The 21015-nt window shown below is 69.0% G+C and carries 16 protein-coding genes; 6 read left to right on the top strand and 10 right to left on the bottom strand.

What is annotated here, in order from left to right:
- Window positions 1-14: 14 nt before the first annotated feature.
- The 4 genes from grpE to NY1_RS38220 form a co-directional block, all read right to left on the bottom strand.
- Window positions 15-623 carry a nucleotide exchange factor GrpE gene (gene grpE, locus NY1_RS38235; RefSeq protein ID WP_067722329.1) on the bottom strand — a complete coding sequence of 203 codons (609 nt, stop codon included), beginning with the start codon at window positions 621-623 and terminating at the stop codon, window positions 15-17.
- Window positions 620-2458, bottom strand: coding sequence for a molecular chaperone DnaK (gene dnaK, locus NY1_RS38230; protein ID WP_067722328.1), 1839 nt, complete (start codon window positions 2456-2458; stop codon window positions 620-622). The genes grpE and dnaK overlap by 4 nt, the downstream gene beginning before the upstream one ends.
- Before the next feature lie 315 nt (window positions 2459-2773).
- Window positions 2774-3547, bottom strand: coding sequence for a DUF1707 SHOCT-like domain-containing protein (locus NY1_RS38225; protein ID WP_067722327.1), 774 nt, complete (start codon window positions 3545-3547; stop codon window positions 2774-2776).
- An 8-nt stretch (window positions 3548-3555) separates the two neighbouring features.
- A complete protein-coding gene (locus NY1_RS38220) occupies window positions 3556-4647 on the bottom strand; it encodes a DUF1707 SHOCT-like domain-containing protein (protein WP_218028546.1) in 1092 nt (363 codons plus the stop codon).
- Window positions 4648-4797: 150 nt separating this feature from the next.
- On the opposite strand from NY1_RS38220, the gene NY1_RS43440 reads away from it, so the two are divergent.
- The 3 genes from NY1_RS43440 to NY1_RS38205 all read left to right on the top strand — a co-directional run bounded on the left by NY1_RS43440 (window position 4798) and on the right by NY1_RS38205 (window position 6921).
- On the top strand, window positions 4798-5271 hold the full coding sequence (locus NY1_RS43440; RefSeq protein WP_067722326.1) for a hypothetical protein: 474 nt from the start codon (window positions 4798-4800) through the stop codon (window positions 5269-5271).
- A gap of 37 nt (window positions 5272-5308) precedes the next feature.
- Window positions 5309-5791 carry a hypothetical protein gene (locus tag NY1_RS38210; protein WP_067722325.1) on the top strand — a complete coding sequence of 161 codons (483 nt, stop codon included), beginning with the start codon at window positions 5309-5311 and terminating at the stop codon, window positions 5789-5791.
- 236 nt (window positions 5792-6027) lie between these two features.
- The gene (locus NY1_RS38205) at window positions 6028-6921 is read left to right on the top strand and encodes an LLM class flavin-dependent oxidoreductase (RefSeq protein WP_067722324.1); all 894 of its coding nucleotides are present in this window, start codon (window positions 6028-6030) and stop codon (window positions 6919-6921) included.
- 12 nt (window positions 6922-6933) lie between these two features.
- On the opposite strand, the gene NY1_RS38200 is transcribed toward NY1_RS38205, so the two are convergent.
- The 3 genes from NY1_RS38200 to NY1_RS38190 form a co-directional block, all read right to left on the bottom strand.
- Complete coding sequence (locus NY1_RS38200; protein WP_067722323.1) at window positions 6934-7797, bottom strand: RNA polymerase sigma factor; 864 nt, start codon at window positions 7795-7797, stop codon at window positions 6934-6936.
- Window positions 7798-7927: 130 nt separating this feature from the next.
- Entirely contained in the window at window positions 7928-8791 is an 864-nt protein-coding gene (locus NY1_RS38195; RefSeq protein ID WP_067722322.1) for a haloalkane dehalogenase, read from the bottom strand.
- Between the two features lie 72 nt (window positions 8792-8863).
- Window positions 8864-9373, bottom strand: coding sequence for a MarR family winged helix-turn-helix transcriptional regulator (locus tag NY1_RS38190; protein WP_233434667.1), 510 nt, complete (start codon window positions 9371-9373; stop codon window positions 8864-8866).
- A 110-nt stretch (window positions 9374-9483) separates the two neighbouring features.
- On the opposite strand from NY1_RS38190, the gene NY1_RS38185 reads away from it, so the two are divergent.
- Together NY1_RS38185 and NY1_RS38180 are read left to right on the top strand one after the other, a co-directional pair.
- Complete coding sequence (locus NY1_RS38185) at window positions 9484-11166, top strand: MFS transporter (RefSeq protein WP_067722321.1); 1683 nt, start codon at window positions 9484-9486, stop codon at window positions 11164-11166.
- A gap of 206 nt (window positions 11167-11372) precedes the next feature.
- Window positions 11373-12533 carry a zinc-binding dehydrogenase gene (locus NY1_RS38180; protein WP_067722320.1) on the top strand — a complete coding sequence of 387 codons (1161 nt, stop codon included), beginning with the start codon at window positions 11373-11375 and terminating at the stop codon, window positions 12531-12533.
- Window positions 12534-12550: 17 nt separating this feature from the next.
- Here the strand turns inward: NY1_RS38180 and NY1_RS38175 are convergent, their stop codons facing one another.
- The 3 genes from NY1_RS38175 to NY1_RS45255 all read right to left on the bottom strand — a co-directional run bounded on the left by NY1_RS38175 (window position 12551) and on the right by NY1_RS45255 (window position 19083).
- Entirely contained in the window at window positions 12551-14185 is a 1635-nt protein-coding gene (locus NY1_RS38175) for a dynamin family protein (protein ID WP_067722399.1), read from the bottom strand.
- Window positions 14186-14472: 287 nt separating this feature from the next.
- The gene (locus tag NY1_RS45260; protein ID WP_267888492.1) at window positions 14473-16335 is read right to left on the bottom strand and encodes a dynamin family protein; all 1863 of its coding nucleotides are present in this window, start codon (window positions 16333-16335) and stop codon (window positions 14473-14475) included.
- Between the two features lie 273 nt (window positions 16336-16608).
- Window positions 16609-19083: an IniB N-terminal domain-containing protein gene (locus NY1_RS45255; protein WP_067722318.1), complete on the bottom strand. Its 2475-nt coding sequence runs from the start codon at window positions 19081-19083 to the stop codon at window positions 16609-16611.
- 316 nt (window positions 19084-19399) lie between these two features.
- Between NY1_RS45255 and NY1_RS38160 the strand changes: the two genes are divergently transcribed.
- The coding region (locus NY1_RS38160) for an Hsp70 family protein (RefSeq protein ID WP_157762750.1) at window positions 19400-21015 on the top strand (1616 nt) is incomplete at its 3' end.

The following is a 21015-nucleotide window of genomic DNA, read 5'->3' as shown; positions in this document are numbered from 1 at the left end:
GCGCGAGTGGGTTGTTAATCAGTGCCAGCGGCATCGGTGCCAGCGTTCGTCGTATCCGGCTGCGCCGCAGCCGAATCCGCCACACCGTCGGTGACGCCGACGAGCGCGTGCCGCAGCACCCGGTCGCCGAAGCGGTAGCCCTTGCGCATCACCATGCCGATCACCGGATCGGCGCCGCTGCCCTCGTGCTGCACGGCCTCGTGCAGGGTCGGATCGAAAGGATCGCCCTCCGAACCGAATTCCTCGAGGCCCTGCTTCTGCAGTGCGGTGACCAGCTTGTCCGCGACCGACTTGAGCGGTCCGGCTTCCAGGTCACCGTGGGCGCGAGCGCGATCCAGATCGTCCAGCACGCCGAGCAATTCGCCGACCACCTGCGCCTTGGCGGTGTCGATGGTGGCCTTGCGGTCCCGTTCGACACGGCGGCGGTAGTTGGCGTACTCGGCCGTCAACCGCTGGAGATCGGCGGTGCGCTCGGCCAATTCGGCGCTGATGGTGTCGGCGAGCACGTCCTCGCCGAACTCCGAACCTTCGGGCCCGAGGGCCGCGGCGGAGTCCTCCGCCGCGGCCTCGTAAACCTCACCCGTGGCCGGATCGACCGTTTGTTCCGGGTTCTGGTTCGTCACTTCTTCTCAGGCTCCTCGACGACCTCGGCATCGACCACGGTGTCATCGGCGTCGGGCGCGGCCTGGCCGTTGCCCTGCGCCGCCTGCTCCGCACCGGCCGCCTCGTAGATGGCCTGGCCCAGCGCCTGCGACTCGGTCGCCAGCTTCTCCACGGCGGTCTTGATGGCCGCGGTGTCGGTGCCCTTGAGCGCCTCGTTCGCCTCGGCGATGGCCGCTTCGACCTTCTCCTTGACGTCGGCCGGGACCTTGTCCTCGTTGTCCTTGATGAACTTCTCGGTCTGGTGCACCAGCGACTCGGCCTGGTTGCGGGTCTCGGCCTCCTCGCGGCGGGCCTTGTCCTCGGCGGCGTGCGCCTCGGCGTCCTTCACCATGCGGTCGATCTCCTCCTTGGACAGGCCGGAGCCGTCCTGGATCTTGATCGACTTCTCCTGGTTGGTGCCCTTGTCCTTGGCCGTCACGTGCACGATGCCGTTGGCGTCGATGTCGAAGGTGACCTCGATCTGCGGCACGCCACGCGGGGCCGGCGGGATGCCGGTCAGCTCGAAGGAACCGAGCAGCTTGTTGTGCGAAGCGATTTCGCGCTCACCCTGGAAGACCTGGATCTGCACGGACGGCTGGTTGTCGTCGGCCGTGGTGAAGGTCTCCGACCGCTTGGTCGGAATGGTGGTGTTGCGCTCGATCAGCTTGGTCATCACGCCGCCCTTGGTCTCGATGCCCAGCGACAGCGGGGTGACATCGAGCAGCAGGACGTCCTTGACCTCACCCTTGAGCACGCCGGCCTGCAGGGCGGCGCCGACGGCGACGACCTCGTCCGGGTTCACGCCCTTGTTCGGCTCACGGCCGCCGGTCAGTTCCTTGACCAGCTCGGAGACGGCGGGCATACGGGTCGAGCCACCGACGAGCACGACGTGGTCGATCTCGCCGACGGAGATGCCGGCGTCCTTGATGACCGACTGGAACGGCTTGCGGGTGCGGTCCAGCAGATCGGAGGTGATCTTCTGGAACTCGGCGCGGGTCAGCTGCTCGTCGAGGAACAGCGGGTTCTTGTCCGCATCGACCGTGATGTAGGGCAGGTTGATCGAGGTCGACTGCGAGGACGACAGTTCGATCTTGGCCTTCTCGGCGGCCTCGCGCAGGCGCTGCATGGCCATCTTGTCCTTGGTCAGGTCGATGCCCGAGGACGCCTTGAACTTGTCGACCAGCCAGGACACGATGCGCTCGTCCCAGTCGTCGCCGCCGAGGTGGTTGTCACCGGAGGTCGCGCGGACCTCGACGACGCCGTCGCCGATATCCAGCAGCGAGACGTCGAAGGTGCCGCCACCGAGGTCGAAGACCAGGATGGACTGTTCCTTGTCGCCCTTGTCCAGGCCGTACGCCAGCGCGGCCGCGGTGGGCTCGTTGACGATGCGGAGCACGTTCAGGCCCGCGATCTGGCCGGCTTCCTTGGTGGCCTGGCGCTGCGCGTCCTCGAAGTAGGCCGGGACGGTGATGACCGCGTCGGTGATCTCCTCACCGAGGAAGGCCTCGGCGTCGCGCTTCAGCTTCATCAGCGTGCGCGCGGAGATCTCCTGCGGGGTGTACTTCTTGCCATCGATCTCGACCGACCAGTCCTCGCCCATGTGGCGCTTGACGGACTTGATGGTGCGGTCGACGTTGGTGACGGCCTGGTTCTTGGCGGGCTGCCCGACGAGCACCTCACCGTTCTTCGCGAACGCGACGATCGACGGGGTGGTCCGCGATCCTTCCGAGTTGGCGACGACGACCGGCTCTCCGCCTTCGAGAATGGCGATAACCGAGTTCGTGGTTCCGAGGTCGATACCGACCGCACGAGCCATGGTTGTTCCTCCTAGTTGTACGTACCTGCTTGTCATGCGCTGGACCCGCCCCTGAGCACTCACGGCGCACGGTCCACAGCAACACTGAGCGTGGTCGGCTCAATCCTGCCTCCGGATCTCCTCCGGCGCAACTCTAACTTGAGTCCGAGCCACTCAACCTTGTCGAACAGCTGCAACAGGTGGTGCAGGTCGTGGTATTCCCGGGCGCGGAAAAATTCTTTCGCGAGGCCACGCCGGGGCCATTGTGTGCACACCGATCGGTCCGGAACCAGGGTTCGGTGCCGGATCGTGATCGTGGTGCGCTCAGGTTCGGGGTCAGCCCCCGGCGGGGTAGACCATCAGCGGCTCGCCGGACAGGGTGGCTTTGAAATACCCCGAACGATCGCCCTTGCCCGCGTAGACGCTGACGGCCGGATCCTCGCCCGCCTTGTGCTCGAGGATCAGATACTTGGCCGCGCCGTCGGGGACGTGGACCGTCTCGCCCGCGCCGGCGAGCAGGCGCGCCAGCTTCGGCAGATCGATCTGCGACATGTCGATCGGTTCGGTGCCGGACGAGCGCGAGGCATCGCCGTAGGAGCTGAACCCGCCCTTGTCGTAGCGGTATCGGTCGTTGCGGTCGTTGTCGCCGCCGCGCCGGGTGACCAGGACGTACTGCGGATAGAGGGTCACCTCGTCGGCCAGGGTGTCGCCGAAATGCTCCCGGTAGGCGGCCACGAAACTGGCGACGCCCTGCCCGGTGGTGGCGTCCGGGATCGGCGGGCGCAACGGGTCGGTATTGGAGATGCAGCCGCCCATGGCGCCCGCGATCACCGCGACGGCGAGCGCGGCCGCACCGAACTGCCAGCGCCGCAGGTCGTTTCGCCGCTGCGGGCGCAGCAGGGGCTTGTGCACCAGATTCCGGGGGATCTGCAGGTCGCCGATGAGGGCGTCGAGATCACCGAAGGTGCGGGCGTCCATGGCGGCGGCGGTGCGCTCGGCATGCTCGGCCGCGGTCAATTCGCCGGTGTCGCGGGCATTGTCGAGCAGCGCGCAAGCGTCCACGCGATCGGCGTCGCGGACCCGCATGCCCTGATTCCTGATGTCGGCCATGACGGGTCCTATCCCTTGAACGGGTAACTGCGCAGGATCGCGCCCGCCGGAGACGCTTCGAGAAAACCGCTCTCACCGGCCGGATTGCTCACGTACACGCTGACGACGGACTGCATGGCGGTATCGCGCCCGGTCCGCACCGCCTCCGTCTCGAAGCCGACATGGCTGATGGTTCCGCCCTGCACGCGCAGGGTCGCCGGCGCGTCGGCGAGCAGTTTGCTCAGCGCGGCGACGTCGACGGCGGCCAGATCGAAAGTGGGCTCATCGGTTTTGCGCGTGACGGGCGCGGAGTCCGGATCGAACCCGCCCCGATAGTCGTAGCGCACCTGACGATTCGGCTGCCCGGCGACCGGGCGGGTCACGATGGCGTACTTGTCGTACAGGTTCAGCTTGTCCACCAGCGTGTCACCGAATTTGGCCCGGTACTGCTCGATGAAAAGCGAAATCCCCTCCGCCGTATGCAGATTCGGCGTCTTGATGACAAGCGGCTGCACGGGCCCGGATTCGGCGACGGCCACTCCCGAAGGTACGTCGCCGGACCGATGCACCGCCGCGAACCCGCCCGCGAAGGCCAGCGCGCAGACGGCGAGCGCGGCGACCGTATAGAGCGGCCCGCGATACGACCTCGGCGGCCGGGCCTCAGCGGGCGCGTCCACGGGCCGCTGCAGATCATCGGTGAGTTCGCCCAGATCCCCCAGCGTCTTTGCCTCCGAAGCGAGTTCGGCAAGCGTCCGATGATCGTCGGCGGTCAGCTGCCCATCGGCCAGCGCCGCATCCAACAGCACCCCGGTCGCCGCCCGATCCGAATCCCGCGCCCGAGTCCCCTTCGGATACCCACCCCGCACCTTCTTGACCGGCGGCACCGTGACCGTATGCCCGCCCTTCCCCGGCTGCAGATCCTCGACCAGCCGCGCCAGCTCCCCCACCGTCCTGGCCCGCTGCGCCCGCTCCGACCGCCGGTGATACTCGTCGTTCTCCAGCTGCCCCTCTTCATACGCCGCATCGAGCCGAGCCCGCGCATTCACCCGATCGAGGTCCCGGGCCCGCATCCGCCCGGCCGCCGCCGACCACTCCGGCGCTCCGGACGTTCTTCCACTCACACCCCGGATCGTAGATCCCCCCGCCCACCCGCGCCCACCAGTCGATCGAACCGATATCCCCTGGTCACCCGGTACCGCGAGATCAGCCCCCACCCGAGCCATGAGAGAATTCGCCAGAAGTTTGCCACCGATCCGGAAAACACCACCCTGATGAAACTGATCTCCCTCGCCGCAGCCGCCACGGCCGCCGGCGCCCTCGCCCTTGCCGGCACCGGCACCGCCTCCGCCGCGGAACTGCCGCCGACCGCCACCCCCTACGGCACCGAGGGCCGCGCCCTACTCGGAGCCTGCGGCGTGCAGTACCGCATGTGGGTGGACCACAACCCGGAGCGCCCCGGAACGGTGACGCTCAATCTGCAAGGCCTGAACACCTACGGCCCCGGCGAGAACACCCCGGGCGGCTGCGACGCCTTCGTGAACTACTACTGGTTCAACGTGAACAACCCGCTCGCGAGCAGCCTGTGGCTGTACAACTACGCGCCCGTGCACGCCACGAAGAACGGCGGCGCGATCACCTCCGTCGAGCTGCCGACCGGATCCGGCACGGTCGCGATCGTCGCGAACGGCACCAATCAGGTCCTAGCCGTGGAGCAGTTCCTCTCCGCGTCCTATGTGGTCCCGTAATCGCCTCTCCCCCAGCCCTTTGCACCGGAAGACCCGAATGAAACGCCTCCCCCTGGCCGGCGCGAGCGCCGCCGCCCTCGCCCTGCTCATCGCCGGCACCGGCACCGCGAATGCCTACACCCTCGAACCGACCGGCGAATCCATCGGCTCGCAGCGGGAAGGCAATGCGGTCGTCGGGATCTGCGGCGTGCACTACCGGATCGCGGTCGACTACAACCCGGAAAACCCGGGTCACGTGAGCCTTCAGCTCCAGCCGACCAATAGTTTCGGACCGGGAGCGGGCATTCCCGGCGGTTGCGACGGCTGGGTGGACGTGCGGTTCACCAACTACGACAACCTGCCGTCCAGTCGCTGGTGGCCCTACCAGTTCTCGCAGGTGCACGCCGACCGCAACGGCGGCCCGACGACCTCGGTGGACCTCCCGACCGGATCCGGCCGGGTGTTCGTGACGGTGGTCGGGACCAATCACTGGTTAGTGCCCGAAGGTTCGGTCTACGGCGCGTTCTACCAGGTGCCCTAGCCCTTGGTTCGCGCACTCCCACAGGGAGATTCCGGTCGGAATTCCCCGGCGAGAGCGCTCAGGAGGTGGCGGCGCGTATCTCGGTGACGAGTTCGCGGGCGGCCGCCACCGCGATATCGGCGGAGCTGCGACCGCCGCGTCCCGGACACGCCACGTCCGAAATGCCGGGTATTTCCGGAGCGGCAGAGCAAGATCGGCAGCGTCTGCTTCGCGGGTTTCCCAGGTGAGGAGGCACGGTGCAAGCTCGGTTCGGAATCTCCATCCCACCTGTCGCGGCCGCGCTGCCGGACGTGCTCGACATGACCCGCGCCGCCGAGGACGAGGGCCTGGATCTGGTCGCCATCCAGGACCACCCGTACAACGCGGAATTCGCCGACACCTTCGCCGTGATCGGGGCCTGCCTGGCCGCCACCAGCCGCATCAGCGTGTATCCGGGGGTGGCGAATCTGCCGCTGCGCACCCCGGCCATGCTGGGTAAACAGGCCGCCACCTTCGACCTGCTCAGCAATGGCCGCTTCGAACTCGGAATCGGTTCGGGCGCATTCGAGAGCGGCGTGGTCGCCATGGGCGGCCCGGCGCGCAAAGGGCGGGCGGCGCTGCTGGCGCTGGCCGAGGGAATCGCGATCATTCGCGCGGAATGGCGTACGGGGCAACTGGTTTCGGTGCAGGGCACCGAATACACCGTGCAGGGCATCGAGGGCGGACCCGCGCCCGCGCACCGGATCGGCATCTGGGTGGGGGCGATGGGCCCGCACGCCCTGGACCTGATCGGTTCGGCCGCCGACGGCTGGGTGGCCCCGCTGCCCAACTGGATGCCGTGGGAGGAATGGCGTCCCGCGAACCTGCGCATCGACGCCGCCGCCCGCGCGGTCGGCCGCGATCCGCGCTCGATCACCCGGCTGGCGGCGCTGCCCGGCGCGATCAGCGATCGTGCGCTGCACCCGCATCCGACCGGATCGGATCCCATCCACGGCTCACCGGACGAATGGGCGAGCATCATCGAGGGCCTGGCCCGCAATGTCGGTTTCGATACCTTCGTCTACTGGCCGCCCGGCTTCGACGTCGACCAGGTGCAGCGTTTCGCGCGGTACGTGGTGCCCGCGGCCCGGGAACGCCTGCGGGAGAGCTGAATCCGCGGGTCCTCAGTCCAGCAGCGGAAACCGGCCCGACCCCAGAATCCCGGCGATGGCGTCCATTTTCGCCTGCGGGGCAGCGTAATCCGGATGCGCGCCGATGACGGCCGCCACATCGTGCAGTCGCGCCATCTGCGATTCCGCCTCCTGCACGGTGCGCCCGCCCGGCGTGATGGGATGCGCGGCGAAGGCGGGCCGGCGCGGATCCACCCGCCCCAGCTCCAGCGCCTTACCGACCCGGCGCGGGCATTTACAGAACGCCGCCGGATTCGCCACCCCGCAGGTGCTGGTCAAGAAGTTCCCGAGCCGTTTCTTGGCCCGCTCCAACCGTTTCCGGTACGCGACGGCCGTGGTGCCCGAGATGTACGCGCCCTCGGCGGAACTCAATTCGAAGACATCCGAGAGCACGAACGCGACCCGTTCCTCCCGCGCCAGGCACTGCAACATGGCCTGGCTGCAATTCAATCGCACCTCGTGGACCAGCAGCGTCGACTCCGGCCCCCGGTAATCCTCTTCGGCGAGACCGTCTTTCAGCCCCTCGCTGTACTGATCGAGGGAAAGCTGCGCCGCCTCCTGCGGCGTCTTCCGCTTCAGATTCAGCAGATAGTTCACGCCGATCCGATACGCCCAGGTGAGCAGTTTCGCCTCACCCCGCCAGGTATCGAGCTTGCCGACCACCCGCAGCAGAATCTCCTGACAGGCGTCCTCGGCGTCGGCCGGCCGCCACACCATGCGCAGCGCGAGCCGGTAGATCGGATCCTGCAACTGCCGCACGATCTCCCCGACCGCCGTCCGATCCCCCGCGACGGCCCGGGCCACCAGTGCCAGCTCGGCCTCGTCCGGCCCCCGCCCCGCATCCGGCTCGCTATCCACCTCGTGTTCCCTTCCCGGAGCATCGCCCTGGTGAAAAGGGATCGCGGGGCGAGTGGCTCGCCCCGCGATCAGCCCTGCCACGGCGTCTCCGAGATTACCGGCACCGTGCGGCCGCCGGAACCGCCGTGCTTCAGGCGGCGGTCAGCAGCCCGTGCCGCTGGATCCATTCCGCCACCGCCTTGCCGATGGCATCGGGCTGGTCCTCCGGGCAGTGGTGCCCGGCGGGGCCGATATCACCGATCTCGACCGAGGCGAAAGTCTTTGCCGCCCAGTCCATCGCCTCGGGGGAGCCGAGACCGACGCCGTGTTCGACGGCCAGCACCAGCTTGGGTACCTCCGGGCTCTCGGCCATCCAGCGGCCGTAGTTCTCGATCAGCGCGACCACGTCGGCGGGTTCGCCGTCGAGGGGGAATTCGCGCGGCCACACCAGCATCGGCTTGCGGGATTCCGGGGTGGGGTACGGCTTGCGGTACTCCTCCAGGGCTTCCAGCGACAGGCTGCGGGTGGAGGCGGGGAGGTTGAATTCGATGAACATATTCTTCTCCAGCACCATCTCCTCGCCTTCGGGAGAACGGAAGCGGCGGAACAGTTCCGCGCCGGTGGGCGGCATTTCGCTCCAGGCCAGCGGACGCAGGAAGGTCTCCATGACGGCGATGCCGCGCACCCGTCCGGGATGCCGGGCCGCCCAGTGCATGGCGAGCGCGCCGCCCCAGTCGTGGCCGACCAGGATCACCTGGTCCAGGCCCAGGGCCTCGAACCAGGCGTCCAGGTAGCGGGCGTGATCGACGAGACGGTAGTCGCTGTCCGGTTTGCCGGAGGCGCCCATGCCGATGAGATCTGGTGCCAGCGCCCGGGTTTCGCCGCTCACGTACGGAATGACATTGCGCCAGATGTAGGAGGAGGTGGGGTTGCCGTGCAGGAACACCACCGGGATGTCGCCGCTGCCGGTGTCGGTGTAGTTGATGAACGAGTCGAGAATGTCGATGGTGGCCATGGTTTCGGTCCTTCCGGGTGTTTTGCCTTCACCTGGTTGGACACGGGATTCCGGCCGCTGTGACCGGCGGGCTCAGTGAGCCGCGTCACACCCCGGGGCATTGTTCGCGTTCGCCAGTCCGGGGTGGATGCCCGGGGTCAGGCCATTGCCGACCGCGACTCGCTGCAGCATGTCGATCAGTACGGGACGCTCCTGCGGCGTCAGCGCGGACAGCATCTCGGTATCGAGGGCGAGTGCGATCGCCGCCGCCCGGGCGATCATCTCGCGTCCGGCGGGCAGCAGGTGGACGGCGTGCGCGCGCCGGTCGACCGGATGCCGGCGGCGTTCCACCAGTTCGCGCTTCTCCAGATCGTCGACCAGCCCGACCATCACATTGCGATGGATGCCCAGCGCCTCGCACAGCTGCTGCTGCGACTGTCCGTCATTGGCTTCGAGGATGCGCAGTGTGCCGTACTGCGGCGGCCGCAGCCCGAGCGGCGCGAGCAGTTCCGCGAACCGGTACGCGGAGTGGGATCCCAACTGCCCCAACAGGAATGCGGGACTGCGAAACAGCGGCGGGTACTGGGGATCGGCAGCGGTCACCTCCCCAGGGTACAGCAATGCATAAATTGTGATTGCTCTCTTGATTGATAATCACTTCAGGTGCATAGTTTGAGGAGTCTCACCCTCCTCCGACTCGAAGAGAGCTCGCCGTGGACACCGAAACCCCACCCCTCGACCCCCGCCGCTGGATCGCCTTCGCGGTCGTCCTCGCCGCGGGCTTCATGGATCTGCTCGACGTCACCATCGTCAATGTGGCGGTGCCGAGCATTCAGAACGATCTGCAAGCCCAGTACTCGCAGATCGAATGGATCATCGCCGCCTACGTACTGTCCTTCGCCGCGGTACTCATCACCGGCGGCCGGCTCGGCGACATCTACGGGCGCAAACGCCTGTTCCTGCTCGGCATGGCCGGGTTCACCCTCGCCTCGGCGGCCTGCGGGCTGGCGACCGATCCGGCCATGCTCATCGGATCCCGGTTCGTGCAGGGCGCCATGGCGGGGCTGATGGTGCCGCAGATCCTCGCCATCATTCGCGTCACCTTTCCCAAACATGAACGCGCCAAAGCCATCGCCATCTACAGCGGTGTGGGCGGTTCGGCCTCCGCGGTCGGGCTGTCGCTGGGCGGGCTGCTGGTGCAATGGGATCTGTTCGGGCTGGGCTGGCGGCCCATCTTCCTGGTCAATATCCCGGTCGGCATCGCGGCGCTGATCGCGGCGTCGATCGTCATGCGCGATTCGCGATCCGCGCACGCGCCGAAGCTGGACATCGTGGGCATGGTGCTGGCCGTGTCCGGCGTGCTGCTGCTGGTCTACCCGCTCACCGAAGGCCGCCGGCTGGATTGGCCCGCTTGGACTTTCGTCATGATCGCGGCGGCGTTCGCGGTGTTCGCGGCCTTCCTCGCCTACGAACGGCGGCGGGCGCGCACGACCGGCTCACCGCTGATCGACCTGGAGCTGTTCCGGTCCCGGCCGTTCACCGTCGGACTGTCCGCGTGGCTGCTGTTCTGGATCGCGTTCGGCGGGTTCTTCCTGATCTGGACGCTGTTCATGCAGGCGGGACTGGGCTGGTCGCCCATGCGCGCCGGGCTCACCTCGGTGTTCTTCGCGGTCGGCGCGGGCATCGGGGCCGGGGTGTCGGTGAGCGCGCTGGCGCCGAAATTCGGCAAATGGGTGCTGATGATCGGCACGCTGATCACCGCGGCCGGGTTCGGGCTGTACGGGTGGATGGCGATGCGCTACACGTCCGATTTCGCCTCCTGGCAGATGGTGTTGCCGCTGGTCGTGACCGGGGTCGGGTTCGGGATCGTGGTCGCGCCGACCATCGACATGCTGCTCGGGCAGATTCCGGATCGGGAAGCGGGTTCGGCGTCGGGGCTGCTCAATACCGGGCAGCAGCTGGGTATGGCGCTGGGCGTGGCATTGGTCGGGATTCTGTTCTTCACGCAGCTGGATCAGGATTCGGCGCGCGGAGTGGATGCGGTGACGGCGCAGACGCGCACGGAACTGGCCGCCGCCGGGCTGCCTGTGTCGGCGCAGGATGAGATCCTGGCCGGGTTCCGGGCCTGCGTGCAGGATCGGTCGGCGGAGGTCGATCCGTCCGTCGTGCCCGCCAGCTGCCGGACCGGCGGTGGGGATTCGGCTGTGGCCGAGACGCTTTCGCGGGCGGGGATGGATGCGAACGCGGTCAACTTCTCGCACACGTTCAATTACACGTTGTGGTGGGGGATCGCGTTGATGGCGATGGTGTGTGTCGGATTCTTGCTGCTGCCGGGGAATGTGCGGTTGGAGCAGCATGAGAGCGAGGTCGTGGAAGACGATCTGGTCGGGGTCTGATCGCTCGGCTTCGAGATGCCGACGCCCGGCCACACGGCTTCGATGCGACGAGGGCCGGTCTCCACGTTGAGTGGAGACCGGCCCTTCGCCGCTGCCGACACGCCGTACAGCTCGGGGTGCGCGAACTTGCTTCCGGAGGGCCGTTTCCCCACCGGGCGGGCGGGAGCGCGGAAGAATCGGGGGCACCGTCGTACGAGGGAGTCGAGATGCGCGCAGCCGTATGTAGCAAGGGCGAGTTCCGGATCGAGGAGTTGCCCACGCCGCAGCCCGGCCCCGGCCAGTTGCTGGTCGACGTATTGCGCTGCGGCATCTGCGGTTCCGACCTGCACGCCCGCGTGCACTGCGACGCCCTCGCCGACCTGGCCGCCGCCACCGGATACCAGCACTTCATGCGCTCGGATCAGAGCGTGGTGATGGGGCACGAATTCGTCGGCGAGGTAGTGGAATACGGGCCGAAGACGCGCCGCCGCTGGAAGCCCGGCACCCGCGTGGTCGCCCTGCCCATCGTCCGGCAGGGCCGGGAACCGCACCTGACCGGGCTGTCGGCGGCCGCGCCCGGCGGATACGCGGAGCAGGTGCTGGTGCAGGAAGCGATGACCTTCGAGGTGCCCAACGGCCTGTCCGCCGACCACGCCGCGCTGACCGAGCCGATGGCGGTGGCCTGGCATGCGGTCCGCCGGGGTCGGGTGAACAAGAACCGCACCGCGTTCGTGATCGGTTGCGGACCCATCGGTCTCGCCGTCATCAGCATGCTCAAAGCGGCGGGTGTGCGGACGGTCGTGGCCAGTGACTTCTCACCGCGCCGGCGCGAACTGGCGGCGCGCTGCGGGGCGGATCACGTGGTCGACCCGGGCGTCGACTCGCCCTGGGAAGCCGCGCCGCGCCAGGCCCGCATCACCGGGGCGACCGACATCCTCAACCTCGGATTCGACGCCATGGAGCGCCTGCGCCGGATTCCGGGGGTGCCGTGGTGGTATCTCTTCCGGGCCGCCCACACCTTCGACCAGGGGCCGAGCGGACCGGCCATCTTCGAATGCGTAGGCGTACCCGGCATTCTCGACCAGATCCTCACGGCCGCTCCGCCCATGTCCCGGGTCATCGTGGTCGGCGTGTGCATGCAGGCCGACAGCATCCATCCGGCGGTGGCGATCAACAAGGAAATCGACCTGCGGTTCGTATTCGGTTACGACCCAGGTGAATTCCGCGACACCCTGCACATGATCGCCGACGGCAAGGTGGACCCCGCACCCCTGCTGACGGGCACGGTCGGACTGGAAGGCATCGACGCCGCCTTCACCGCCCTGGCAAGCCCCGACCAGCACGCCAAAATCCTGGTGGACCCGCGCAGCCCCGCGACCGGCGTATAAGGCAGCCGCCGGACCGTTCAGCCGCGTCGCACCCTGACGAAAGGGGTGGTCGGCGGTTCGTGCAGGACGTCGAGCAGGCCCTCGGCGCTGCGAGCCGCGGTCAGGCAGGCGTTGGCGGTGAACTGATCGGCGAGCGGGTGGCGGGCGCGGGCGCGCCACTTGTTGACGGCGGCCAGCGCTTCCTCCCGCTGGGTGGCGAGATCGGTGTGCGCGGACAAGCCCAGGCGCAGGTGCGAGGCGACTCCGGACCCACCCACCAACCGGTGCAATTCCGCGAGATCCGCTGCGGGCAAAGGCAATTCCTCGGCACGTAGATGCCCGAGCAAACGCAATTCGGCGAACCCGTGCACGTCGGCGAGCAGCGTCCGCACCCTGGGCAGCAGGGCATCCGCGGCCGTACCGGGATTCGCGAGCAGGATCCGCGCCAGCGCGGTGAGCGCCGAATGCGCCTTCAATTCCTCAGCCCGCTGCGCGAACTGCACATCCAGCACGGTCCGCAATTCGTCCAGCCCGCTGCGCTGCACCAATTCGGCGGCAAGGGAAGCGGAGTCACGCACCCCGAGCCGAATCAGCGTGACGGCCAGCCGAATCCCGAACATCCCGAACCGCTCCGCAAGCTGCACCCGCAATTCCCCCGGCACCGGCAACGGCAGCTCCGCCCGCCCGAACCGATCCGCCGACAGCAGCGCCACCCCCAACTCCTCCGCCGGCACCGTGGCCAGCGCCTCGAACGCCGCAAACTCCCGCTGCCGCAACGTGGCCGCCGCAAACGCCAGCAACCCCGCCACCGGAATCACCGACTGACACAACCCCGTCCGCTCCAACTCCCCCGCAAACCGCGCCGCCACCTCCCGCGCCGAATGCAACGCATCGATCCGCCCCGCCCCGATCTCATCGGCCCGCGACACCACCCCGATCACCCCGAGCGGCCCACCAAACCCCGAAACCCCACCACCCGTTCCCGCACCACCCGCAGGGCCGCCCGGCCCACCGAATCCCGAAACCCCGCTGCCGCCGACGTTGATGTGTTCGAGGAAGTCGATATCGGCGGCATCGAGACGGCGCAGTAGGTAGATGACTGCGTCGGCGTTGGGTAGCGGTGCGTCGGATTCGCCTGGTGTGAGCAGTTGGGAGGTGCGGGCCGATACGTCGCGGGAGAGCGAGGAGATGCCCGGGGTGTCGATGATCGTGGTGCGCGCCAATTCGGCCGACGGCCATTCCACTTCGAGATGGTCGACGGCGCGCGGGGCGGCGGCATTCCAGCGCAGTGCCGACAGATCGAAGGTGAGACCGGCGGCCGGGGCCTCGGCGGTCCGACCGCGCCGCACCACCACATCGGCACGGGCTCCATCGGCCGAACACGCGGTCACCCGCGGCGATGCGCCGTCGCGATACCAGGTCACGAGCCGCGTGCACTCGGTCGCGTCGGTGGGCGCGATGTCCTGTCCGACGAGCGCATTCAACAGCGTCGACTTACCCGCCTTGAGCTGCCCCGCCAGCGCCACCCGCAGCGGTTCGTCCAACCGCCGCGCGCATTCGTCGAGCTGCGCGCGCACCCGCGGACGATCACCCAGCGCCCGCCTGGCCGCCGCCACCAACCCGCGCGTCTCCGGCACCAGCCCGTATCCGGCCTCTCCCAAGCCACCGCTCATCGGCTCCCGCTTCCCGAGCACACCTCACCTCCACGCATCGCATGGCATTCGCGCGCACCCTACGCGGCGTTAGCAGAACCCGCACCACATCACCCACTCACCGCCGCCGTTGTCCTCGCGAGGTGCGCCCACTCGCCACCCCCGCCCACGCGCCTCGTCGTCATCCCGCGCACCCGGTCGCCACCCCGCACGCACGGCCCACCCCGCACGCACGGCCTCCCCGCGCGCGTGGTCGTCATCCGGCGCGCGGTCGTCGTCCCGGCGGGCTCGTGCCGGAGCCTCGCCGGTCACGTTTCCGAGGCGGGCGGCAGTGCCGGCGGCCGTTGTGCCGTCACGGCCGGCCGGGCAGCGGGTGGGAGGAGGGTGTCGGCGTGGCGGCGAAGTTCGGCGACTACGTGGAGGCGGCGTTCGAGTTCGGTGGCGCGTTCGGCGCGGCGGGCCGATTCGAGGTTGGCGGCTTCCTGGGCGGCGCGCAGGGATTCGTCGAGGGAACGCAGGGTGCGGTCGGCGATGGCGGTGAAATGGTCGCGCAGCAGGCGGTGGATGCGGTGCAGGCGGTCCTTCGTTTCCTTGCCGGTGTGGAAGGCGACATCGTCGAGGTAGCGGCGTACGGCGGTTTTGGCGTCGGCGCGGCGTTTCAGTAGCCGCGCCTGCTTGTCGTCGCGGAAGGCCTTGCCGCCCAGCAGGACTCCCGCTCCCAGCGACAGCGGGTTGATCAGCGCCATGCCCGCCATGGTGCCGACCAGGCCTGCCATCACCACGCCGCCGTAGGAACCGCGCACGCCGACCAGCACCTTGTGCCCGAAACCCAGATCGGGTTCCAGGTCGGCGAGGGTGCAGGAGCCGGTGCGGGAAGCACCGGAATCCAACCCCGCCCGCACATCCGGCAACTCCAGCTCGATCTCGCTGAAATGCCCGCCCACCCGTTCGGCCAGCCGCACCGCCCGGGTGCGCGTCCACAGCAGGTTGTCCCCGACCGCGGTGCCGACGGTCGCGGTCAGCCATTCGTCCATGCTGTCCCAATGCCGGCCCGGATCGTGCTCGTCGATCCACTCCTCGGCTTCCTTCGCGATATTCCGCAACCGATTCCGCAGGTCATGATCGACATCCCCCGCCAGATCCGTCACCCCGTCCCCCAGCGTCTGCTGCCACGCGGACGTACTCCGCTGCAACCGCTCCGCCGAAGCCTTGGCGGCCCGCAATTCCCGGATCGCCGCAGCACCCCGCTCCGGATCTCGCAACGCCACCAGCTCACTACCCAGCGTCAACGCCAAATGCTCTGCCGCCGAACCGATATCGACCGCCACCGCCCGCGTCAGCGCCGACCGCTCCGGACCCACCACCTGCTCCCGCAGGAACCCGAACACCGCGCCGAACCCCGACTCCCGCCCCAGCTGCTCATCCTGCAATCGCATGGCATGCGCCCGCAGCACCGCCGACACCGGCAGCATCGGCGCGTCGATTCCCGCCCGCGCCAAATGCTCTCGATTCGCCTCGAACACCTGCCGCCAATGCGGATACAGATCCACCTTGGTCGACACCACCGCCACCGCCGGGCACAACTCCCGCACCTGCCGCAGGAAATCCACCTCCGGCGCGGTCAACTCGGTCGAGGCATCACTCAACACCAGCACCGCATCGGCCCCCGGCACACTCCCCAAAACCCCAGCCGCCCCGCCCTTCCCGTATCCACCCCACCCCGGCGTGTCCACCACCACGACCCCATCCCCCAGCAGCCGATTGGGCACCTCCACCTCCAACCGCAACACCCGCCGCCCCCGCGCCGCCCTCGCCCAGCTCCCATCCGCACCAATCGCCTCGAACGCCACCGGAACCTCCACCGGCTCCCCACCCTCACCCTCCACCACCAACCGCGCCCCCGCCTCCGCCCCATACGCCAACTGCGTCACCACCGTGGTCGTGACGTCATCCCCCACCGCACAAACATCCGCATTGATCAGCGCATTGACGAACTGACTCTTCCCCTGATTCCCCAACCCCGCCACCACGATCCGCCGCCGCGGATCCCGAACCCGCCCCGCCAACCCCTCCAACCGCCCCACCAAATCCCCCCGCCCCGCACCCCGCGCCACCCCCACGGCCTCCTCCAACAACCCCAGCAAAGGCCGCCCAGCCTCGATCCCGCTCACCGCGCGACACCTCATTCCTCATCCGATAGCAGCGATTTCATTACCTAGATCCACACCCGTCAGGACTGCGCTCGCCCAGCCACGCCGGGCTGCCACGGAACACGCGGGCGCCGTGGAGCACCAAGCCCGCCACGAAGCACCCGGCCCGCGCCGGAATACGAGGCCGGCGCGCCGGAGCTCGCACCGCGCCGCACCGTCCCGGCTCACCGCCGGCCCCGAGATCCCGTTCCGTGAACGGGATCTCGGTAGCGCACCCGAGTACGGCCGCAGCCGTCAGGAATGCAGCATGTCGCCGATGATGTCGCCGCCGACCTGCGCATCCGCACCGCCGACCCCGTGCACCCCACCGTCCCCGAACAACCCCGACCCCATCCCACTCCCCTGCACCCCGGCCCCGAACGCCTGCGAAACATCCACCGAAGTCCAAGGATTCACACCCCCCGAAAGCCCCGCATCCACCGCACCCCCACCATGCGACCCAACCGCCACCCCATCCGAAACCCCCGCCACAGCATTCCCAACCCCGGTAAGCCCGCTCCCCAGGCCACCCCCGGCCTGAGCCCCGAGATCCGCACCGACCCCAGCGACAGCTCCGGCATTTCCGCCGAGTCCCGCCCCGAGATCCGCACCGGCATGTGTACCGGCACCGACAACCGAATCGATGCCCGCACCGAGATCCCCACCCACCTGCGTGCCCGCATCGACCCCACTCGAAAGCCCCGCCTCCAACCCGGTACCGAACTGACCGCCCGCACCATTCACGACCCCGACCGCCCCGGAAAGCCCCCCATCCAAACCACTTCCGAGGTCCGCGCCCAGTCCACCAGCCACATGCGTACCAGCATCGACCACGCCGCCGAGACCACCGCTCAGCCCGGTGCCGAGGTTCGCGCCCGCATCGGAGGCAGCCCCGAGCACGCCCGAGAGTCCGGCATCCAAACCACCACCGAGATTCGCGCCCGCGCCAGCAGCAGCATTGCCCGCAGCGGCGAGGCTCGCATTCGCACCCGCCCCGGCCTGCACACCGAGGTCCGTTGCTGCGTCGACCACTCCGCCGAGACCAGCTGCGACACCGGCATTTCCGGCGAGTTCGGCACCAGCCTGGGTGGCGGCGTTCACGCCTGCGCCGAGACCTGCTCCCGCCTGCGCACCGAAGCCGGTTGCAGCATCGACTCCACCGTTGAGCCCCACACCCGCCGCGTGCGTGCCCGCATCGACCACACCGCCGAGTTCACCGTTCAGGCCGGTACCGAGGTTCGTGGTCGTCGAACCGGCCGTGTGCACGGCTGTGCCAGCCACGCCAAGCCCTGCACCGATGTTCGCACCGGCCTGCGTTCCGGCGCCGACAACCGCATCGAGGCCCGTCCCGGCCTGCGCCCCCGCATCGGCCACCGCATCGAGACCGGTCGAAAGCCCTGCCTCGAGGCCGGTTCCGAGATGGGTGCCCGCACCGAGCGCGCCGGAGAGTCCGGCATCCAAGGCATTTCCGAGGTTCGCACCTGCTCCGGCGACCGCATTGCCCGCAGCGGCGAGGCTCGCATTCGCGCCCGCTGCGGTCTGCGCACCGAGACCCGCTGCGACACCGACATTTCCGGCGAGCTCGGCACCGACCTGGGTGGCGGCGTTTACTTCCGCGCCGAGGTTCGCGCCTGCGTGGGTGCCACCGACTGCATCGAGAACGGTGGATACGCCGGCTTCGATACCGGTCCCGAGATGTGCGCTCGCGCCTGTGGCGGCTCCGGCTACGCCGGTGAGCGCGGCGTCCAGACCGCTGCCGAGGGTCGTGCCGACTCCGGCGGCAGCATCGGCCAGGCCACCGAGATCCGCTGCGATGCCGACATTTCCGGCAAGTTCGGCGCCGGCTTGGGTGGCGGCGGCCACGGCGGTGTGCAGATCCGCGCCGAGATTCACGCCTGTATGAATGCCAGCGACCGCATCGAGAGCTGTGGACACGCCGGTTCCGAGGGTGGCGCTCGCGGTTGCGGCGGCTCCGGTTACACCGGAGAGGGCGGCGTCCACGCCGCCGCCGAGGGTCGCGCCGACTCCAGCGGCTGCGCCGGCGGCGGCGGTCAGGCCGGTGCCCAAGGTTGCGGCGGCATCGGCGGCTGCGGTGAGGCCGCCTTGGATACCGGTGCCGAGGGTCGCGGCAACGCTGGTTGCGCCGGTGAGACCGGCTTCCAGGCCGGTGCCGAGGGTGGCGGCGACGCCGGTCACTCCGGTCAGGCCGGCTTGGAGATCGGTGCTCAGATTGGTGGCGGCGTCGAGGGCGGTGGTCAGGTTGGTGGCTGCGCCGGTAATTGCGCCGATGCCGGTGGAGAGGCCGAGGTCGAGGTTGGCGGCTGCTTCGGTGCCGAGGTGGAGGTCGGGGGTGGTTACGGCGCCGGTGGTGAGGGCGGCGCCGGTGGTGGCGGCGGTTGTGGTGCCGGTCACGGCGGTGGCACCAGTCACGGCGGTGGTACCGGTCACGGCGGCGGAGCCGTTGACGCTGGTGGAACCGTTGAGAGCGCTGGAACCGTTGAGGGTGGCGGCTGCGGTGTGGCCGGCGGCGATGATGGCGGAGAGTTGCGAACCGCCGGCTACCAGGGCGGATTCGGCGACCATGGGGGCCACGGCGGCGATGTCTTCGGGGGTGACGGCGTCGAGGCCGGCGGCGGTGAGGGCTTGGCCGGGGTTGGTGCAGTAGGCGACGGCGGCTTCGTGGTCACGCAGCAGGTTGAGGATGAACTCGAGAATTGCGTTGGGGCTCATGACAACTCGTTCCCTATCTGGGGCGGGCCCCGGTGACCCGCGCTGCTCCAATTGCCTTTCACGTTAGGAACGCGACCCGTTACGCCGAAACGGGGTGAAGTCCCCCGTATCGCGTGTCGCGCCGATACGGGGGTTTCGCGGCATTAGGGGAATTTCCCCGAACCTGGGGGGAGATTGGTAACGACGCCCCCGCAGCAACCGACAGGAACCATGGGCCGCCCGGCCCGCACGCCGTTTCACACAAATCGGACGCAAGAGCTTTCGACGCCGCACGCGATCCATTCGCCGCGTGTTTCGAATCGACAGGGGAACTCGAATGAGTCAGGGTCTGGCGCTCGGCATCACCGTCGGGTCGTCGAACACGGTCGCCGTGACATCTTCGGGGGGACAACGCAGGCTAGCGGTACGGCCCAGCATGCTCGGCGCCGAACCGGAGGTACCGGAGAGTTTTCTGTCCCGGGTCGGGGATCCCGTGGATATTCGCACCCGCGACGGATCCGCTGTTCGCGCAGCGGATCTGGTGGTCGCGGCGGTCGCGCGCGCGGTGGACGACGCGGGTCGCCCGGCCGCCGCGGTGACCTGCTATCCGGCGTGGTGGTCGCAGCACACGGTGGAGGTGCAGCGGGCCGCGCTGACCGCCGCCGGTCTGGACGGCGTGGCGCTGGTGCCGGAACCGGCCGCGGCCATGCGCTGGTTGCAGGAAGTCCATGAATCCACCCATGACGGTGCGATGGTCGTATACGACCTCGGCGCAACCGGTTTGACCGTTTCGGTGGCGCGCACCGGCGCAATGTCCGGGTTGCTCGGTGAACCGGTACGTACCACTGCCGTGGCGGGCGCCGAATTCGATTTACTTACCATGCGTTACGTTCTCGCATTCGCGGTGGGGGAAAAGGATTTCGATCCTTTCGACCCGTTGGTGGAACAGGAATTGGCCGCCCTGCGGGTGCGCTGCAAAATCGCGAAAGAAACGCTGTCGAAGAATACGGCGACCACCGTCCCGGTCCGGTTGCCCGCACTCGGCGCGGTCGATGTGCGCCTGGTGCGCGACGAACTCGAGGACCTGTTCCGCGGCCCGTTGCTGGGTTCGCTCGATCTGGTGCACGAGGCCATCCGGCGCGCCGGTCTCGGCCCGGGCGATCTGGACGGTTTCCTGCTGACCGGCGGCGGCGCGGCCATCCCGCTGATCACCGAACTGCTCTCCACCGAATTCGGCGTCCCGGTCGCCGCGGCCACCGATCCCGCGCACCTGAGCGCACACGGCGCGGCCCTGCTCGCCGCCGATCTGCTCGCCGACACCACCGCGACGGAACCGCATCCGGCCCTGTCCGCGGCGCCCCGCATCCTGCCGCGCCGTATTCCGGGCCTCACCGCCCGTGATGCCGAACTCGGCGCACCGCATCATCTGGAGGACCCGAACGACCCGGTCCCGTACCAGGATTCGGCCGCCGGCCGGAACCGGCTGCGTCGGGAGATCAGCGAACTCGGTCCCGGTGCAATGGAATACAGGCCTGCACCGGAGCGATACGACGAGCAGCCGGACGAGACGATGGCGATCGCCGTCGATCACGGCACCCTGTGCAGCAGCGGTACCGGCACGGACGACACCGACGACGAGCGCCGTATCCCCCTCCTGCCCGCCCTGCCGACGGCCGCCGAACGACCCACCGGCTTCGCGCACTGGAAGCGAGTGGCGATCGTCGGCGCGGCCGCCGCGGCGGTGGCGGCGCTCGCCACCGGCACCCTGGCCATGGGCACCGGCGTGCAGTCCGCCCCCTCGGATCCGACTGCCCCGCAACCGTCTTCGACCGCCGTGGCCGCCCTGGACACCCCCGCCGCGCAATCCGGCGCGACCGGCCGGGCCATTGCCGGACACCCCGCGACGAGCGCGGCGGCCCGCCCCGGCGGCGCGGCCAACCCGGTGGCGACGAC

Source organism: Nocardia yamanashiensis NBRC 100130, from assembly GCF_001613325.1.
Taxonomy (GTDB): domain Bacteria; phylum Actinomycetota; class Actinomycetes; order Mycobacteriales; family Mycobacteriaceae; genus Nocardia; species Nocardia yamanashiensis.
The sequence above is the reverse complement of the archived record's forward strand: the minus strand, read 5'-3'. Positions and strand labels throughout refer to the sequence as shown.

Bases quoted from the DNA above. Each gene is read 5' to 3' on its own strand.
- NY1_RS38195 (WP_067722322.1), bottom strand. From the start codon at position 8,791: ATGGCCACCATCGACATTCTCGACTCGTTCATCAACTACACCGACACC.
- NY1_RS38175 (WP_067722399.1), bottom strand. From the start codon at position 14,185: ATGAGCGGTGGCTTGGGAGAGGCCGGATACGGGCTGGTGCCGGAGACG.
- NY1_RS38210 (WP_067722325.1), top strand. From the start codon at position 5,309: ATGAAACGCCTCCCCCTGGCCGGCGCGAGCGCCGCCGCCCTCGCCCTG.
- NY1_RS45255 (WP_067722318.1), bottom strand. From the start codon at position 19,083: ATGAGCCCCAACGCAATTCTCGAGTTCATCCTCAACCTGCTGCGTGAC.
- NY1_RS43440 (WP_067722326.1), top strand. From the start codon at position 4,798: ATGAAACTGATCTCCCTCGCCGCAGCCGCCACGGCCGCCGGCGCCCTC.
- NY1_RS38225 (WP_067722327.1), bottom strand. From the start codon at position 3,547: ATGGCCGACATCAGGAATCAGGGCATGCGGGTCCGCGACGCCGATCGC.
- dnaK (WP_067722328.1), bottom strand. From the start codon at position 2,458: ATGGCTCGTGCGGTCGGTATCGACCTCGGAACCACGAACTCGGTTATC.
- NY1_RS38180 (WP_067722320.1), top strand. From the start codon at position 11,373: ATGCGCGCAGCCGTATGTAGCAAGGGCGAGTTCCGGATCGAGGAGTTG.